Annotated in this window: 14 protein-coding genes; 11 read left to right on the top strand and 3 right to left on the bottom strand. The window is 48.9% G+C overall.

The annotated features are described in order from the left end of the window. Positions 1–107 precede the first annotated feature (107 nt). Positions 108–329 (bottom strand): DUF397 domain-containing protein, encoded by a 222-nt coding sequence (locus AK963_RS15940; protein WP_066016446.1) that lies wholly within the window; start codon positions 327–329, stop codon positions 108–110. Positions 330–893: 564 nt separating this feature from the next. Between AK963_RS15940 and cpdA the strand changes: the two genes are divergently transcribed. The 5 genes from cpdA to maiA all read left to right on the top strand — a co-directional run bounded on the left by cpdA (position 894) and on the right by maiA (position 6,041). Continuing rightward, positions 894–1,682, top strand: coding sequence for a 3',5'-cyclic-AMP phosphodiesterase (gene cpdA / locus AK963_RS15945; RefSeq protein WP_066016437.1), 789 nt, complete (start codon positions 894–896; stop codon positions 1,680–1,682). A 250-nt stretch (positions 1,683–1,932) separates the two neighbouring features. Next, positions 1,933–2,157: a hypothetical protein gene (locus AK963_RS15950; RefSeq protein WP_066016438.1), complete on the top strand. Its 225-nt coding sequence runs from the start codon at positions 1,933–1,935 to the stop codon at positions 2,155–2,157. 565 nt (positions 2,158–2,722) lie between these two features. After that, positions 2,723–4,021: a homogentisate 1,2-dioxygenase gene (gene hmgA, locus AK963_RS15955; protein WP_066016439.1), complete on the top strand. Its 1,299-nt coding sequence runs from the start codon at positions 2,723–2,725 to the stop codon at positions 4,019–4,021. Positions 4,022–4,080: 59 nt separating this feature from the next. Continuing rightward, entirely contained in the window at positions 4,081–5,409 is a 1,329-nt protein-coding gene (gene fahA, locus AK963_RS15960) for a fumarylacetoacetase (RefSeq protein ID WP_066016440.1), read from the top strand. 5 nt (positions 5,410–5,414) lie between these two features. Further along, positions 5,415–6,041, top strand: a complete 627-nt coding sequence (maiA, locus tag AK963_RS15965) for a maleylacetoacetate isomerase (RefSeq protein ID WP_066016441.1) — start codon at positions 5,415–5,417, stop codon at positions 6,039–6,041. Between the two features lie 74 nt (positions 6,042–6,115). Here the strand turns inward: maiA and AK963_RS15970 are convergent, their stop codons facing one another. Next, complete coding sequence (locus tag AK963_RS15970) at positions 6,116–6,880, bottom strand: alpha/beta fold hydrolase (RefSeq protein ID WP_066016442.1); 765 nt, start codon at positions 6,878–6,880, stop codon at positions 6,116–6,118. A gap of 265 nt (positions 6,881–7,145) precedes the next feature. On the opposite strand from AK963_RS15970, the gene AK963_RS15975 reads away from it, so the two are divergent. From AK963_RS15975 to AK963_RS33315, 6 genes are all read left to right on the top strand, one after another. Beyond that, a complete protein-coding gene (locus AK963_RS15975) occupies positions 7,146–8,360 on the top strand; it encodes a M20 family metallopeptidase (RefSeq protein WP_202969797.1) in 1,215 nt (404 codons plus the stop codon). A gap of 233 nt (positions 8,361–8,593) precedes the next feature. Further along, positions 8,594–9,541: a hypothetical protein gene (locus AK963_RS15980; RefSeq protein ID WP_066016443.1), complete on the top strand. Its 948-nt coding sequence runs from the start codon at positions 8,594–8,596 to the stop codon at positions 9,539–9,541. A gap of 60 nt (positions 9,542–9,601) precedes the next feature. Then, positions 9,602–11,896, top strand: a complete 2,295-nt coding sequence (locus AK963_RS15985; RefSeq protein WP_066016444.1) for an autotransporter family protein — start codon at positions 9,602–9,604, stop codon at positions 11,894–11,896. Between the two features lie 111 nt (positions 11,897–12,007). Beyond that, on the top strand, positions 12,008–15,118 hold the full coding sequence (locus AK963_RS15990; RefSeq protein ID WP_066016445.1) for a chondroitinase family polysaccharide lyase: 3,111 nt from the start codon (positions 12,008–12,010) through the stop codon (positions 15,116–15,118). A gap of 129 nt (positions 15,119–15,247) precedes the next feature. Then, on the top strand, positions 15,248–15,373 hold the full coding sequence (locus tag AK963_RS36645; protein WP_020580743.1) for a hypothetical protein: 126 nt from the start codon (positions 15,248–15,250) through the stop codon (positions 15,371–15,373). Positions 15,374–15,694: 321 nt separating this feature from the next. After that, on the top strand, positions 15,695–15,868 hold the full coding sequence (locus AK963_RS33315; RefSeq protein WP_175404542.1) for a hypothetical protein: 174 nt from the start codon (positions 15,695–15,697) through the stop codon (positions 15,866–15,868). A 42-nt stretch (positions 15,869–15,910) separates the two neighbouring features. On the opposite strand, the gene yccS is transcribed toward AK963_RS33315, so the two are convergent. Then, positions 15,911–17,173, bottom strand: a complete 1,263-nt coding sequence (gene yccS / locus AK963_RS15995) for a YccS family putative transporter (protein WP_274520527.1) — start codon at positions 17,171–17,173, stop codon at positions 15,911–15,913. Positions 17,174–17,310 lie beyond the last annotated feature (137 nt).

Genomic DNA, 17,310 nt, shown 5'->3' on the forward strand with positions numbered 1-17,310 from the left:
AAACGATGCTTTTGGTAGAGCTGGAAATAACAGAAGCGGGCATGACAGTTAACTATTATGAGTGGTGTTCCCATAGTAGCTGTGAAAATAGAGCACTATTGTTTCAATCATTCAGAGAGAGCACCCTCAAACTCACCGGCTTTAATGGCTGCAATAAAGTGTTGCCACTCTTCGCTGTTAAATACCAGTGTATGCTTGTGATTATCTTTAGTGTCACGCACACCGACCAATCCTTCTTCTCTGTCAATGGCGACAGCCACACAATACCCGACAGTTCCACCGCCACACGCTCTGACAAAATTATTGTCATTGGTAAGAAACTTGTTCATTGCTCTATCTCCTGTAAAAATGAAATCAACCTCCTTTCCGTTTTTCATTTCAGCCTGTTCTTCCTCCAGACAATAACCAGAATAGGTGAACCATCGTACGTTTGTGTTAAAGGATGGTAAATTTAAGGAAAGCAGGCTGTAAAAGCATTAGCTGTCGTTTAAGCAAAAGCAGTTATTACTAATTTACGATAAGTGACGTTTATTAATAAAAACACAGGAGCAGTGACGTTTCGAAATGTACTCTGAACATCAGAATTGCTTGACACAAAATAACCATGGGCAGCATAAGCCGTTCTGCAAAAAAAAAAACAGTTAACCAACTAAAATCAGTAGACCATTCAGAAAGGAGGTAACGCTCATGTCAAAAAAAGCCTCCTGCTTCCCAAAACTGGCATCACTCCATTTTCAATCTTGATTTTACGGGCTATTATGACACCTCTGCGATCAAGCTTGATGTCAAAGGCCTGACACAGGAAACCAGTAGCCTGAAACATCATATTCTTCAGTCCCCATGGATGAGGCACCATTCAGGTTGGATAACGATAACACTGATAAAAACAGACTATGAACACCGCCAGAATTCGAGTTCTGCAAATTACAGATCCTCACCTCTTTGCTGACCCCAGCTCTACACTAATGGGGATAAACACCTCTGAAACGCTGGATGAGGTACTTGCAAAGATACAGAGTGACTATCAGGAAATGGCATGCCTTCTGGTGACCGGAGACCTGACTCAGGATGACAGTGAAGCTTCCTATCAACACCTGAAAGAAAAACTGTTAAAAATACAGGCTCCCAGCTACTGGTTGCGGGGCAATCATGACCAGCCCCATCTTATGGAGGCTGTAAATCCGTCTGCGATGCAAAAGCAGGTTATTCTGGGTGACTGGCAGATAGTACTGTTGAACACTCAGGTCGAGGGTAAAATACACGGATACCTCAATGAAACTGAACTGGAACTGCTGGATACCTGTTTGAAACAGGATCCGGACAGACATACACTCCTGGCTCTCCATCATCACCCTGCGCCAATCAACAGTCGATGGATGGATCAGATCATGCTGGAAAACCCGGATGATCTTGCCCGGATTATCACCCATCACGACAATATCCGTGGCATAATTCACGGCCATGTACACCAGGCCAGAAAGTATCAATTCTGTGATATTCCCGTGATGGCAACCCCCTCAACCTGTGTCCAGTTTGCTCCCGGCTCTGACAAATTTCTTGCAGATACCAGGCAGCCCGGATTCCGTGTGCTTGATCTTTTTCCGGATGGCCAGTTAGAGAGCCGCATTGTAAGAGTTCGTGAAGAGCCCATGAAAGTTGATATCAAATCAAACGGTTACTGACAGGTTGCACCTTTATCAAAAGCTTCCTTTCAGAGCAACCAAAGAGAGGGTATCGACTTTCCCTTATAAAACAGCAAATTAAACACCTTATCCACCATACCTACCACAAAACCCGTGCCCTAAAAAACCTTCCAGAATTAACAGTTTCTCCAAATATAACCATTTCTTATTAAACAGCCCCTTATCCTTTTCTAGATTTATTATTAAGAGCAGTAGAAATAAGGAAGTAGTTATGACCAGGATAAGGTCCATGCAACAGGATGAATGGGACGATGCTTTCTGGAACAGCAATCATGAACACAAAAAAGCCAAAGCGCGGAAAGCAAGGCACAAGGGGTTAGAATCATCTGCCATACGAGAGGGAATCGAAGACTACTTTGAAAAGAGTAAGCTAAGGAAGAGTATTTCAGAACGTTATCAAGAACTAGATTTTTATGAAGATTTAGATAATCCTGACTACAAACCCCGAATCTGACTCATCCTGCCAACCAAAAATGCCACTTACACTGTGGCATTTTTTATTTATGAAACGACCACAAAGTCCTTACCAATCATATGGACTTAGAGCCACGGACAGTTCGATAGACAGATAGCCAGTCAATTTCAATCATCAGCAGTGAGAAGTCCACCTCATCGCTGTTGAACGTGAAATACCAGCTACACTCTCATTTCAATTAGTCACTTAATAATATGGCTTTAAGCGATTCTCACACGGTACTCACTAATTGTTATTGCCTAGCAGTTATTGGTCATAACTATGGCCTGAGAGTTAACTGAACCTTGCAGCAGTAGTCATGCCATTGGACATAGTCAGTAGAAATAGTTCATAAATAAGGCATAACAACAATAAAACCAGTGTCAGGAATCGTCAGAGGTTGTTGTAGAAGCACACAGACATTATGACTTTACTGTTACAGCCAATTTTAGTGCGGCTATTTCAATGAAGCCTGCTCATGTGTTTCATACTCTATTACGGCCTAACTGCCAGAAGTGTTCTTTGCTGATCAGAAATCGATTTTACGATTATGGGGTAATGACGAATGACAACACCTTCCGAACTCCAATACCTCCATGGTTTTGGTAACGAACATGAAACCGAAGCTCTGGAGGGTGCCCTCCCCATCGGGCAATTCAACCCGCAACGAGTGCCCATGGGGCTCTATGCAGAGCAGTTCTCCACTACCGCATTCACAGCACCACGACATCAGAACAGAAGAACCTGGATGTACCGGATTCGGCCTTCAGCGGCCCAGGGCAGGTATGAGCCAATAGCATCCGACCGGCTTCGCTCTGGCCCTGTGACTGAGGTACCAGCTCCTCCGGATATGATGCGCTGGGATGCTCTTGAGTTTCCTGAAAAAGAAACCGATTTTGTTGATGGTCTTGTCACCATGGCGGCCAATGGCAATCTGCACACTCAGGCAGGTTCGGCCGTGCACATGTACCTGGCAACTCAGGATATGACAGACCGCTTCTTTTATAACGCCGATGGTGAGCTGCTGATCGTACCTCAGCAGGGGGCTATTCTGGCACGAACAGAGCTGGGCAACCTGCATGTTCCCCCCGGTGAAATTCTGGTCATTCCCAGAGGAATCAAATTTCAGGTTCAACTTCCAGAAGGTAAGGCCAGAGGCTATATCTGTGAAAATTACGGTGCGCCATTTATTCTTCCAGAACGAGGACCTGTTGGAGCCAATGGTTATGCCAATGATCGGGACTTCCATTATCCAGTCGCCTGCTTTGAAGATATTGACGGAGAGTTTGAACTGGTGGCCAAGTTTGGAGGAAACCTCTTCCGCTGCAGCCTGGATCATTCTCCCCTGGATGTCGTTGCCTGGGTGGGCACTTCAGCCCCCTATAAATATGACCTGTCCCGCTTCAATGTTATCAACACCGTCAGCTTCGACCACCCAGACCCATCCATCTTCACCGTATTGACCTCCCAGAGTGATACCCCCGGGGTTGCCAATATCGACTTTGTTATCTTCCCTCCCCGCTGGATGGTGGCTGAGAACACATTCCGTCCTCCCTGGTATCACAGAAATGTCATGAGTGAATTTATGGGGCTGATTCATGGCGTTTACGATGCCAAGGAAAAAGGGTTTGTTCCTGGTGGTGCCAGTCTCCATAACTGCATGAGCCCCCACGGCCCTGAAGCCGAAGTGTTTGAAAAAGCCAGCTCAGCAGAGCTTGAGCCTGTGCGATACAAAGACACTATGGCCTTTATGTTTGAGTCCCGCTTTGTCTTTGCACCAACCCGGTTTGCGCTGGAAAGTAATGCCCGCCAAACCGACTATATTGATTGCTGGAAAGGACTCAAGAAACACTTCAACCGATAAGAGCACAGAATAAGAAACTTGTCGTTTTTCTAACTTACGCCGGAGACATAGAGCTCATCATGCTGACACTTAATGAAACACATGATGTAAACCTGACCAGCTGGGTTGCATCGGCCAATAACAAAAACAGTGACTTTCCTATTCAAAACCTGCCGTTTGCTATCTTCAGACGTAAAGACAGTGGTGAATCTTTTCGAGCAGGTGTAGCCATTGGCGATCAGGTTCTGGATCTTTCTGCTGTTTCCCAGACCAGCGTTGCTTCGGGGAAAGACTGGGAGGCTCTGGAAGCCTGCTGCGATGAAACACTGAACCGATTTATGGGGCTGGGTATTGAGCACTGGTCGTCATTAAGACGAGCTTTATCCAGAGCCCTGTGCAAAGGGGCCGCAGAAGAGGCTGAACTGTCGCGATGCCTGGTTGATATGGATACAGTTGAATACCAACTGCCCTGCCAGATCGGCGATTACACCGATTTTTACACGTCCATCTATCATGCCACCAGTGTTGGTTCACTGTTCAGACCCGATAATCCATTACTGCCCAACTACAAGTGGGTGCCCATTGGTTACCATGGTCGTGCATCTTCTGTTGATGTATCTGGTCAGGATTTTCACCGCCCCTCTGGCCAGACCAAAGCTCCCGATGCCGAAATCCCCTCCTTCGGTCCCTGTAAGCGGCTTGATTATGAACTGGAAATGGGTATTTTCATTGGCTCTGGCAATGCCCTGGGAGAACCGATAAAGCTGGATCAGGCCGACCAGCACGTATTTGGTCTCTGCCTGTTTAATGACTGGTCCGCCCGGGATATTCAGGCCTGGGAGTACCAGCCTCTGGGGCCATTTTTATCCAAGAGTTTTGCTTCCACCGTTTCCCCCTGGATTGTCACTCTGGAAGCACTGGTGCCTTACCTTACCAGCTTTGATCGCCCCGCCAGTGATCCGCAGCCACTGCCTTACCTTGACTCCCAGAAAAACCGGCAGCAGGGCTCCATTGATATTCAGCTTTCTGCTCACCTGCTGACCAAACAGATGGATCAGGAAGGAGACACACCTGCGAAACTGTCACAATCCAGCTTCCGTCACTCGTACTGGACCATCAACCAGATGGTGGCTCACCATACTGTGAATGGCTGTAACCTCCAGCCCGGCGATCTATTTGGCAGCGGTACGCAGTCAGGCCCCAGACCGGAAGAAGCGGGTTCACTGCTGGAACTTTCCCAGGGTGGAAAAAAACCGCTGTCCCTGCCCAATGGTGAAACAAGAACATTCCTTGAAGATGGAGATACTGTCATTTTCAAAGGCTGGTGTGAAAAAGCCGGACATGCCCGTATCGGCTTCGGCGAAGTACAGGCAACCATTCTGCCTGCCCGGACGGATATTGGAGAATAAATACGATGAAACTCTACGGCTATTTCCGCTCATCGGCTGCATATCGGGTGCGGATTGCTCTGAACCTGAAAGAGCTTGATTATCAACAATCGGGCATCAACCTGTTGAAAGGTGAGCAGAACTCGGAGGATTACAAAAAAATCAATCCTCAGGGGCTGGTACCCACATTAACCACTGATAAAGGAATTCTCATCCAGTCTCTGGCGATCATTGAGTGGTTGGAGGAGACCTTCCCGGAACGCTCCATCATTCCCGGAGATTCATGGAAAAAAGCCCAGCTGCGCAGTCTCGCCTATCAGGTCAGCTGTGACATACACCCTGTCAATAACCTCCGGGTACTGAAATACCTGCAGCAGGAACTGGCGGTGAGTGATGATGCCAAAACACAGTGGTATAAGCACTGGATTCACACTGGCTTTACCGCGTTAGAAGCCCAGCTGGATGACCAGCCTTTCTGCTGCTCGGAACAGCCCTCTATAGCCGACATATGCCTTGTACCACAGGTATTTAACGCCCTGCGTTTTAAGGTGGAAATGACAGATTTCCCCAGAATCCATGAAATCTACAAGCACTGTAATATGCAGCCAGCGTTTATTGATGCAGCACCAGAAAACCAGCCAGATGCGGTGTAACAGACTTTCCTAACCACTAAGACCGCCGGTGAATGTTCCCGACAACACCGGCGGAACTTTGTGGCTTGAGAACCTCACCCAAGAAATCGTAACACCATTCGTGTCACCAGCTCTGGTTTCTGGGCATGAACCCAGTGGCCAGCTCCCGGTATCACCCGCATAGATGCCGATGGAAAGAGTGACAGCACCTGCTCACGATGCTCTGGCAAGATGTAGTCAGACTCACCTCCCTTAATAAACAGGGTATCACTGGCAAAACCGGTATCAGACTGCTGCCCGGCAAGGATTTCCATGTAATGGGTAATGATCGCAGGAAGGTTCACCCGCCAGTGATAGGCTCCCTGCTCATCACGATAGAGATTTTTCAGCAGAAACTGACGCACCCCTTTTTCCGGCTCATAGGTTTCCAGAAAACGATCCGCTTCAGTGCGGCTTGTCAGCGTATCCAAAGGCATGGACGACAACCCTTCAAGAATACTGTCGTGCCGCCTTTCCTGATAAGTCACCGGCGCAATATCAATCACCGCCAGCTTTGTAACACGCTCCGGGGCCATCAGCGCAATGGTCATCGCCACCTTACCCCCCATGGAGTGACCAACCAGATGGGCTTTTTCCAGTTGCTGTTCGTCCATATATTCCAGAACATCTTCGGCCATGGCCTGATAGTTCATCGCCTCACCATGAGGAGAACGACCATGATTTCGAAGATCCAGCCCATGAACACGAAATGATTCAGCAAGCCCCCGGTTAATCATCCCCAGGTTTTCCTGAGAGCCAAACAGGCCATGAAGGCTGATGACATCCGCGCCCTGCCCCTGTTGCCTTGCGTACAATTTCATGTTTTCAGCGCTTCTCTAACTGTTGCTAATGAACGGTAAATACTGATCAGGAATTCTACCTAAACGTACGTACAACCGCCTCTGCATTTGATACAAAGATCATAAATTGAGCTTTGCCAGAAAAGCCAGCGGCTTATACCCAATGGATTTTACGTTGCTACGCGGCGGCAAATGAGCGAAGCCATGGGAGCATAGGAATACTATGTGACCATGGTGAGCGAATGCTGCCAACAAAGTAGCAGCTTGAAAGGCGATGGGTATATTCATGATGATCGTCCCCGCTGTCTCTGTTCCGGTAAGCGACCTAACCCAAAAACAGGAAAGTGAAGCCATCATGAGTGATCAACACTTCAATCTGGACCAGTATCTGGAAGAACTGAAGCCACTGATTAACGTCGATTGTGGTACCTGGACACCCGCTGGTGTCAGCAAGATTGCTGATATCATGACCGAGAAATACCAGAGCCTTGGCTGGCAGGTAACCCGTCACACCTTTGATGAAAAAGTAGGCCCGGGCCTGCTGGCGACCAATAAGCCGGACGCCGAAGAATACGACATCATGCTGATCGGACACCTGGATACTGTGTTCCCGGAAGGAACGGTGGCTGAATGGTCCCTGACCCATGATGGTGAAAAAGCCTACGGCCCAGGCGTTGCCGATATGAAATCCGGCCAGCTGAATATGTTTAAGGCCATCAGCCAGCTGCCAGAAGATGTCGCTGATCGCCTGAGCATCTGTGTCTGCATGAACCCGGATGAAGAGATCGGTTCAATTTACTCCGGTGACTGGCTCAAGAGCATTGCCAGTAAGAGCCGTTATGTACTGGTGGCCGAAGCAGCACGTGCTGATGGTTCTCTGGTTAAAGCCCGTAAAGGCATGGCCTCTTACAAAGTTGAGTTCAATGGCAAAGCGGCTCACGCTGGTAATGAACCTGAAAAAGGTATTTCCGCTATAACTGAACTGGCGCACTGGATCACCATACTGAACCAGGAAACCAACTTTGAAATTGGTACCACACTGAACTTTGGTGTTGTTAAGGGCGGTTCTGCCGGTAACGTCGTGCCTGACTACGCGTCCACTGTCCTGGATATCCGTTTCTGGGATAACGATGACTACGCCCGTCTGGAAAAGAAGATCCAGCACATGCTGGAAAATCCGTCACTGCGTGGCATTAAAATTGAGTTGACCCGTGAAGCCCACAAACCGGCATTTACCCCGAATGAGGGCAGTGAAAAGCTGATGGCCCTGATTGAAAAGACCGGGCAGGATATGGGACTGAACATTACCTGGCAGGCAGTAGGTGGTGGTTCCGATGCCAACCTGACAGGCTCGCTTGGCGTGCCCACTATTGATGGCCTGGGCCCTATTGGTGGAGCCATGCACAGCCGTAACGAGTTTCTGGTTCTGGACTCCATCGAGCCTCGCCTGACACTGCTGCGTAATGTGCTGATCAACCTGGCAGAAACCATCAGCCGATAAAAACAGAAGATAATGAAACCAGGGCTCATCAATCATCGGTGAGCCCACAAAAGAAAAAAAACAAAAACACAAAATCTTTCAAATAATAGTACGCATAAACAAAACCCTTCTTTTTGCTCTCTTTTTAAACGCATTCCTTACCCCTTCTTGACACAAATCAACATAAGGAAAGGATTCGTAAGTATTATAGCCTGCAAAATATTTTCAATTTATAACAGGCCTCTCGAAATAGCATGAAAATGAAATCCGGAATCCAGTCTATTGGTTACAGCGTTCTCGCTGGCCTGACTGCCATGACCATGGCCTCCAGTGCAGATGCCGCCAAAATCAGCCTGACCACCAGCTATGAAGTGGGTGATTACGGCAGTGACTACAACTACGACGGCCCACGACTGGATATGACCATCAACCCGGATGGCACTAACTGGTATTTCGATATCGGTACTCGAAAGCGTAACCATGACAATGGCCAGCGGTACAGCCGTACCGACCTGAGCGCAGGTTACCGCTTCCGTTTCGAAAATGGCTGGATTCAACCTGAAGCTAAAATCCGCCGCGACGAGACCCTTTACAAAAGCAGCAATGGCGGTCGCTTGATGACCGACATCTATGGCCTGGAACTGAACCATATCCTATCCCTCGGAGGCAACTGGGGACTCTGGGGTGACTGGTCCTTCCAGATGATGAAAGAAACCAGCGAATCGGTGAAAAGTGGTGCGTTGGAGTCCATCTACAGCGACGCTTACACCTGGGAAATCGAAGAAGGTATCCGTTATTACTTCTCTAACGACTCCCGAATTACCGTTTCCCTTTATGACTTTGGCCGCCTGGCTGATAAAGGCAGTGACTGGGGAGTCGGTGGCAGTAACTGGTCCAGCCAGGCTCGTGCTTACTACTACCACAAATTTGCCAATGGCCTGAGCATCCAGCCTTATGTTCGTTACCCACTCAGCTGGGGTGAACGTCAACAGTGGTATGTCAGCCCAAGCATGCCTGAAGGCTCAGATCAGTTAAGCAAAGTAACACGCTATGCATTCCAGTTCACTTACCCGGTGACCACTGCGATGCGCCTGGTCGGTGAGTACTACCTGGAAGATATCGAATACAAGGAAGGCTACAGCACTGGTAAAGACGACAGCAAAACCAAGTACTTCAAACTTGGCCTGAATTTTAACTTCTGATCGTCAGCTAAAGACTCTGCTTTACGAGATTAAACGAACATAAATTATTGGGAAGTTGTTATGTCATCCAATGCTGTATTTAAAAAAAGTCTTTTAGCGGCCTCAATTGCCATGAGTGTTGCAGCCTACTCAACATCATCAATGGCAGCCTGTGATCCAGCAAACCCAAATGGGAACATCTGTATTGATACTGCTGGAGATAAGGTAGAGCTTAGCAGTGACCTCAATGTTAGCACGGGAAATGCCGTTGAGTTTCTAAGCCCATCAGACCTTAATGGTGATCCTGTTGTATACAATGTATTCAAATCTAAGGGACATAACATAACCGCTACTGGCAGTGGCGCCTCAGCAATTTATCTTGGTGATAATGCCCAGCTTGCATATAACATTGAAATCAGTGAAGGAAGCAACATCATCAGTGAAAATGGAACTGCTATCTTAATTGAGGGCGGATTCAAAGATAACTATGTTGATGATAAAGGGAATGTAAAAGGCTCACGTGGTGTAGTTATTAAAAATGGTTCTGTAGTCAAAGGTGCTGTTAATGCAATTGACTTCTCTACAGCAGATAGCCATGTACGAATTGATGTTGATGGGACTGTTGAGGGAAACATCATTGGTAATAACACCGATGGAAATAAGATAAATTTTGCCTATACCGGCCAAAAAGATGAGAACAACGTCGCCATACCAGGAAAAGCTACATTCGATGGTTATTTGATTTCTGGTGCCGGCCCAATACAGAACCATGGCCACCTTTCGGTTGTTGGCAAAGACAAAACCGTCGTGTGGGAAGCAGACTACACAAATAACTCAGACACCACCCTGAACTTTGTGGTTGGCGACGAAGCTCTGGCCAATGGTCATACCATTCTCGACATTGAAGGTACTGCAGACTTCAAGAGTGGTAGCACCATCGCTATGACGTATACCGGCGCTGATATTGATAACATCGTTGGAAAAGAGATCACTGTTCTGGAAGCCGATGAAATCAAAGGGACAGATATTGATTACGCTCTGGAGAGCGTTGAAGAAAACCTGTCTCCATTACTCACTGGCGATAGCTGGCTGGATGAAACTACTGGTTTGACAGGTGAAGTCACTGGTAATGAAATTGTTGTTAAAGTTGGTGTCACTCAGGATGTAGAAGGCAGTACTGAAGCGTATTGTGCCCTGCTGGAAGAAGGCGGTGCCAGTGAGCAGGAAATGGCTGCTGGTGAGTACATCGTTTCTACCGCTCTGACCCAGTACAACCAGGCTGCCGGTGCTGGTGAAGAAGAAGCCGCAACCTATAACGTAACAGCGACCAACCCCATGGGTGAGCTGGTTGCTCTGCTGTCCAGCAGTGGCAATGACGCTCAATTGACCGCCGCACTGAATGACGAACTGACGCCTGATGCCGAAGGTGGCGAGGTTCGCTCTGCACTGTCCATGGTTCAGCAGATGGAACGTGGTCTGGATGTCCGTACCAACTACCTGCGTAACCAGAGCTACCTGCGTAACAGCCACGATGGCTGGAATGGCTGGACTCAGGTGATCTACAGCGATGCTCAGATGAAAGATGCCGCTGAAACCAATGGCTACGACCTGAGCATGATGGGCGCCTCTTTTGGTCTTGACCGTGTGTTTGACGATAACAAACTGTTTGGCTTGTCCACTGCCATGGCCTACTCCGACGTAGAAATTGCCGGTGGCAACAATACCAAGGACGTTCAGTCTTACCAGTTCATGACCTACGCCGGCTGGTTCAATGACCGCTTCTTTGTCGACGGTAGCTTCAACATGGGCTTCCACAACAACAGCAGCACCCGCTATGTTGGCGCCAGCACCGGCTATGAGGGCAACCAGAAGGCAGAAGCCGATTACGCCAGCCATCAGATGGGTTACCGCATTACTGCCGGTACCAAACTGGATTTCAACAAAGTGATGATTCAGCCACAGGTTTCCTACGGCTACCAGTGGATCCGTGTTGAAGACTACGAAGAGAGTGGCTCACCTGCAGCACTCCGCTTTGACCGCCAGTCTTATGTGGTGAATGAGTTCGGTATCGGTGCTGTTGCTTCTCAGAGCTTCCGTACTGAGCACGGCACACTGACACCTTCCCTGACCATGATGGCCTACCGCGACCTGAGCAACGATGAAGTGATTCAGGAAAGTGCTGGTCTGGTGAATGATGCTGATGATGGCCGCTTCCTGATGACCGGCGAAAGCGTAGGTGATAACAGCTTCTACACCCGTCTTGGTGCGGATATGGAGATGGTATCCGGCATGAATGTCAGTGGAGGCCTGACTTACTACACCCGTGGTGACTACCAGGATATCGCCCTGACCGCTAATGCCAACTGGCGCTTCTAACACTCCTGACAGCCTGCTTCCGGCGGGCTGATCCAAAATAATCTGTGCAAACCAGCCCCATGGTTTCTTTCGGGCTGGTTCTCCATAAAGAATGATTGGCGTAATACATCAATGAAGACACCAGGAAAACTGAAGCAGCTGTCGGTTGCTGTGGCCATGGTGCTGGGGGTCAGTGCAGCTCACGCGCTGGAAATCGCCAAGCCCGCTCCAAAAACTGAAAAAACGACACCGTTTAATGTTATGCAGTCCAAGATCATCGCCTTCACCGATGATCAAATTCCAGATACCGTTCATGCCGGTTCCGGCTCAACGCTTTCACTGACGGATAAGCGATACATTGCCGGAGACCAGTCCCTGCGCTGGGACTGGACCCGTGGCTCCACCATGAGTGTGATTGAGCCAATTCGGCTGATTACCGACCAGGAAGCCTATAAGGCCTGGGGACGTCGAGGCACACAGGTGCTCTCCTTCTGGATTTACAACGAAAAGCCTATTGATGACGTATTGACCGTTGATGTGGGTCGTGGTCTGGGTGGGTTTATGCCTGCTGATGCTGGCTTTGAAGTCAAACTGAATTTCAAGGGCTGGCGTACCGTAGGCCTTTCACTGCAAAACGATTTCCAGGGCCGTGAAATGGAAGGTCTTGGTATCAGTGACAGCGGTGATGATGAGAGCATGGGCGACATGTCTCAGCTGGGCGGCATCAAACCGGATATGGACAGTATTCGCTTCAGTGCCCCTACTGGCGTGAAGGCAGGTACTTTCTACATCGACCGTATCATGCTCTCTGTGGACGATGCCCGTTATCAGTGGTCTGACGATCATGTCAAAACCCGTATCACCGTTCCTGAAATCGATTTTTATCTGCCAGATGTACTCCCGACACCAACTGCGGAAGAGTTGAAAGGTGTTGAAGAGATCCATAATGCACTGGTGCGGGTATTCTCCAGCTCAGCCAATGAAACCGGCCTGCGAAAGATTAATGATCCCGATCGACTCCGTGAAATGTTTGCAGCTCTGGAGATCGAAAAGGATAAGGATGGCACTCTGCGTGGCCGTCACGTTAATACCAAGTTCCAGCAGGTTATCTATCAGCCAGCGCATCTGAAACCAGAAGACAAAGCTTTACTGGACGACTATGTACTGATGGCAGACTATTCCGCCCTGATGCTCAATATGGCGCGTCATTGGAATAACCTGGAAGCCGGTACCGAGAAGGACGAGTTCAAGGCCATGTACCTCCTGATGATTGAGCATCTGATGGATCAGGGCTTTGCTGATGGTAGCGGTCTGGTAACCACCCACCACTGGGGATACGGTGCCCGCTGGTGGTACATCTCCGCCATGATGATGTCGGAAGTACTGTCCGAGGCAGGCCACCGTCAGGCGGTGTACGATGCCCTGGTATGGTACTCCCGCGAATTCATTGCCAGTTTCAGCATGGAAACCGGCAAAGAAAGCTCCAACCTGGACTATTACAACACCCTGGCCCGTCAACACCTGGCGCTGCTGTTGCTTAACCCTGACCCGGTTGAACGTGTCGCCCTGTTGAAGAAGTTTGGTGATTTCTTTAATCAGTCTCTGGCTCAGACACCTCCGGGCTATTATGACGGTTTGCGTCCAGACGGTACGGCCTGGCGTCACGATGGAAACTACCCGGGTTACTCTTTCCCAGCCTTTAACGGTGCTGCCCAGGTGGTCTATATGCTGAAGGATTCACCGTTTGCCGTAAGCGCAGATGGGCGAGCCAACCTGAAGCGTGCCATGATGGCGGCATGGAACTACTCCAACCCTTCTGTTGGTCTGGGTCTGGCCGGACGTCACCCATTCCGTCCTTACGGTGTGAAGGATTTCCGTGAATCTTTCAAATGGCTGGCCATGACCGGTAACCCAGAAACAGGCGACAGCCTGGATGAAGAACTGGCATCCACCTACTTGCAAGTCACCAGTCGTTCAGCTGATGAAAGCCAGGACATTTTTGGCAGACACCTTGAGCCAATGCCATTGCCTGAAGGCCACTGGACTTATAACGGCGGAGCCTTCGGTATTCACCGTTACAACGACAAGATGGTTACTCTGAAGGCTTATAACAAGGATGTCTGGTCTTCCGAAATCTATTATCGGGATAACCGCTACGGTCGTTACCAGAGCCACGGTGCGGTTCAGATCAAACCATTTGGTGACCAGACGGAATACGGCTTTGCCCAGGAAGGCTGGGACTGGAACCGTAACCCGGGTGCCACGACTATCCACCTGCCTCTGGAACATCTGAACAGCCCGATTCGCCATACGCTCATGCTGCGCTCCAGCGAAACCTTCAGCGGCAGCTCCAACCTGGAAGGCAAGTACGGCCTGTTTGGCTTCAAACACAAGGCGCCGGGCCACCTGGACCGCTTTGATGGCTCCTTTGTTGCCAGAAAGTCAGTAATGGCAGTTGATGACCGACTGATCCTGCTGGGCAGCGATATCAAGAACCGGACATCTAAGTACTCAACCGAAACCACGCTGTTCCAGCACGGTATTGCAGAGAAGTCTGCCGACCTATGGGTTAATGGCAAGAAAGTTGAGCAGTTCCCGTTTGCTGCCACCCTGAAGGCTGGCGACTGGCTGATCGATGGCCATGACAATGGTTACTATGTCATCAAAGGTGATGAGGTGAACGTACGACGCCAGCATCAGACATCCCGCCATGACAAGACCATGAAGCCAACTGAAGGTGATTTCTCGGTTGCCTGGATTAATCATGGTAAGGCACCAAGTGATGCTGAGTACGAGTATCTGGTTCTGATGGATACCACACCGGAAGCCATGACTAAACTGGCTGACGATATGAAAGCGGGCAAGAAGCCTTACCAAGTACTTCGTAAAGATGCCAGCGCTCATATTATTAAAGACAACACCTCTCAGGTAACTGGTTATGTTGCCTTCACTGGTGGAAGCTTTAATGAAGGCGTGGTCAGTAGCATCAGCCGTGAGGCCATGGTGATGACCCGCCCGGTTTCTGACACGGAAATGACCATCAGCGCGGTAACCACCGATCTTGGACTGACCAAGGAAACCATGCCAAAAACCATTGATATTGCAGTAACCATCAAAGGCACATGGAAGGCGGCTGAAATGAACGACAAAGTTAAGGTTGCTACCAGCGGTGACAGCACCAGCCTGGTCTTCAGCAGCTACTTTGGTATTCCTGCAGAGATCAAACTGACGAAAGCTCAGTAAGGAAAGTGAAAATACGTGCTGTCTGTGATTATTTTACAGACAGCATCGTAAAAAGACTGACCAATATCAATAACTTTTCGAAAGTTTTGATCGATGATCAGCACCATATTCGAAAGCTGGGAACTTAAAATGAAAAAGGCTCTTGTTATTTTCTTTGCCGGTATGCTGACACTGCTGACTGGCTGTGCAACCAACGGTGAAACTGTCGATCAGTCTGTCATCTTCCAGGATGACGGTATGATGGACAGCGATTGATCTGCTCCTATTTATGGCACTGAAATTCAGTGCCATATAAAACTCTTCTCAGCTAATGACCTTTCTGACTTTACTCTTCATCAAAATAGAGAACTCTTTTCCAATCCTGCAGTCTTAGTATTCAGTTGTTACCCACTGGAGGCTAGAATGTTCTCAACATCAGAAACCCCACCGCGTGTATTAGCCACTTATTGCACCGCCAGTAACCCGCAACATCTCCCGGCTACACCTCACAACTCAATGTGCTACCAAAAGTGGCAGGTGTCGAATATAACACCAAACAGTTTTCACTCCAGGTCCACAATGCCAACAAGTACAGCAATGCAGGATTCATCATATAAGCTGCATGAAATCGAGATTTCAGAATACATTAACCCAGTTGACAATATGATCCGTAAAACGACTCTCATTTACCACGTACCCAAGGATCAGCTAGCCAGCTCTCTGGAAGAGCACTTTGCTAAATCCCTGGTCAACTGCAAGAAAGAGGAATGATGCGATCTGCCTGACGGCTCATATTTCATAAGCACAGACGCTCTACCTACCTGATATCACCTGAGCCAAAGTGTGCATCTCCGGCATAACTTTGAACATCAACTGAAACTGCTGCAATAATAGCCTCACTTCAGGGTTCTCTTCTTCAAGCCAGCCATGAATGGCAGCTGATGGACTGGAAACCATCTCTATTTTATCCTTGTCCTGTCCCCCTGAAAGCTGGGTTTCCAGCAGCTGCATGTGATTATCAATAACCAGATACGACTCCTGAAGCTTGTCCTCAACAATATGGTCAGCCAACCGGATGCGGTGTGCCCCCAGTGTGGAGATATAACTCAACAACGCATGGGAAAGAGCCAGAAAACGAAAACTTTCATCCTTTGCCCGCTGATAGCGCCCCGGCTCCGTGAGCATATTCATAATGGCTGCATATAGCTGTGCATCCATATTGTGTGCATGACGGCGAGCCAGGCGATAATCCACAGTATCCCGCTTGCCATTTTGATACTGCTCCATGACCTGAGCCAGATATTCCCTATGCCTGGATATGGTCAACGCCATAATCCGGTTCAGCCGCTTTGACTCCCAGTCAGGCAGAATAAAAGCAACTGCAGCGACAGCCAGCAGACAGCCGAGAAGTGTATCCCCCAGACGAGGCATAATCACAGCAAAGCCCATCCCCTGCTGATTAAAACAAAACAACACCAGCAAGGTAATAAAGGCGGTTGCCAGGTCATAGCGCACGGTGCGAAACGCAAAAAACAGAATTCCGCTGATCACCATCAGGACCAGCTGACCTTCCTGCCCCGGAAAAAGGTACAGAAGAGGTATTCCGACCAGTAGACCGGCCAGGGTTCCAAGAACCCTCTGGGTAAGTTTCTGCCTTGTTGCGCTGTAGCTGGGCTGGCAGACAAACAGTATGGTCAGCAAAACCCAGTAGCCGGGTTGCAGATTCAATATCACTATCAGCCCATAGCCTACGGTTAGCGCAGTTGCCAGACGAAGACCGTGCCGAAATAGAGGGCTGTCCAGACGGCATTCATTCCAGATCCGCAGCAGGTGAGCCTTGATCCCCTGTGGATCAGAATCTGCCAGTATACTCTCTTCACCAGGCATCTCTGAACTGGGGTGCCCTACCGACGACATTTGTAATTCCACAGTCGCCAGATTTTTCAGCAGGTATTCCAGCTGAACCAGTAACGATTGCCACTGTGGATTGTTTTGTTGCTTCAGATATTCCAGTGACTGCTGCAGCTCATCAAGAACAGCCACACTTTCGCTATCATGCAGATACTCTCGCCCCATGGCCAGAGAATGATACCAATCGCATTTTCTAAATCCTTAAGCTGCCGCCAACTATGCTTAGGCATCATTACCATGCATTATCTAGAACAGATGTCTCGTCGACCACAGCTACCCGAAGGTTTTAATGATGTTGATTT

The organism is Endozoicomonas atrinae (genome assembly GCF_001647025.1).
GTDB classification, from domain to species: Bacteria; Pseudomonadota; Gammaproteobacteria; order Pseudomonadales; family Endozoicomonadaceae; genus Endozoicomonas; species Endozoicomonas atrinae.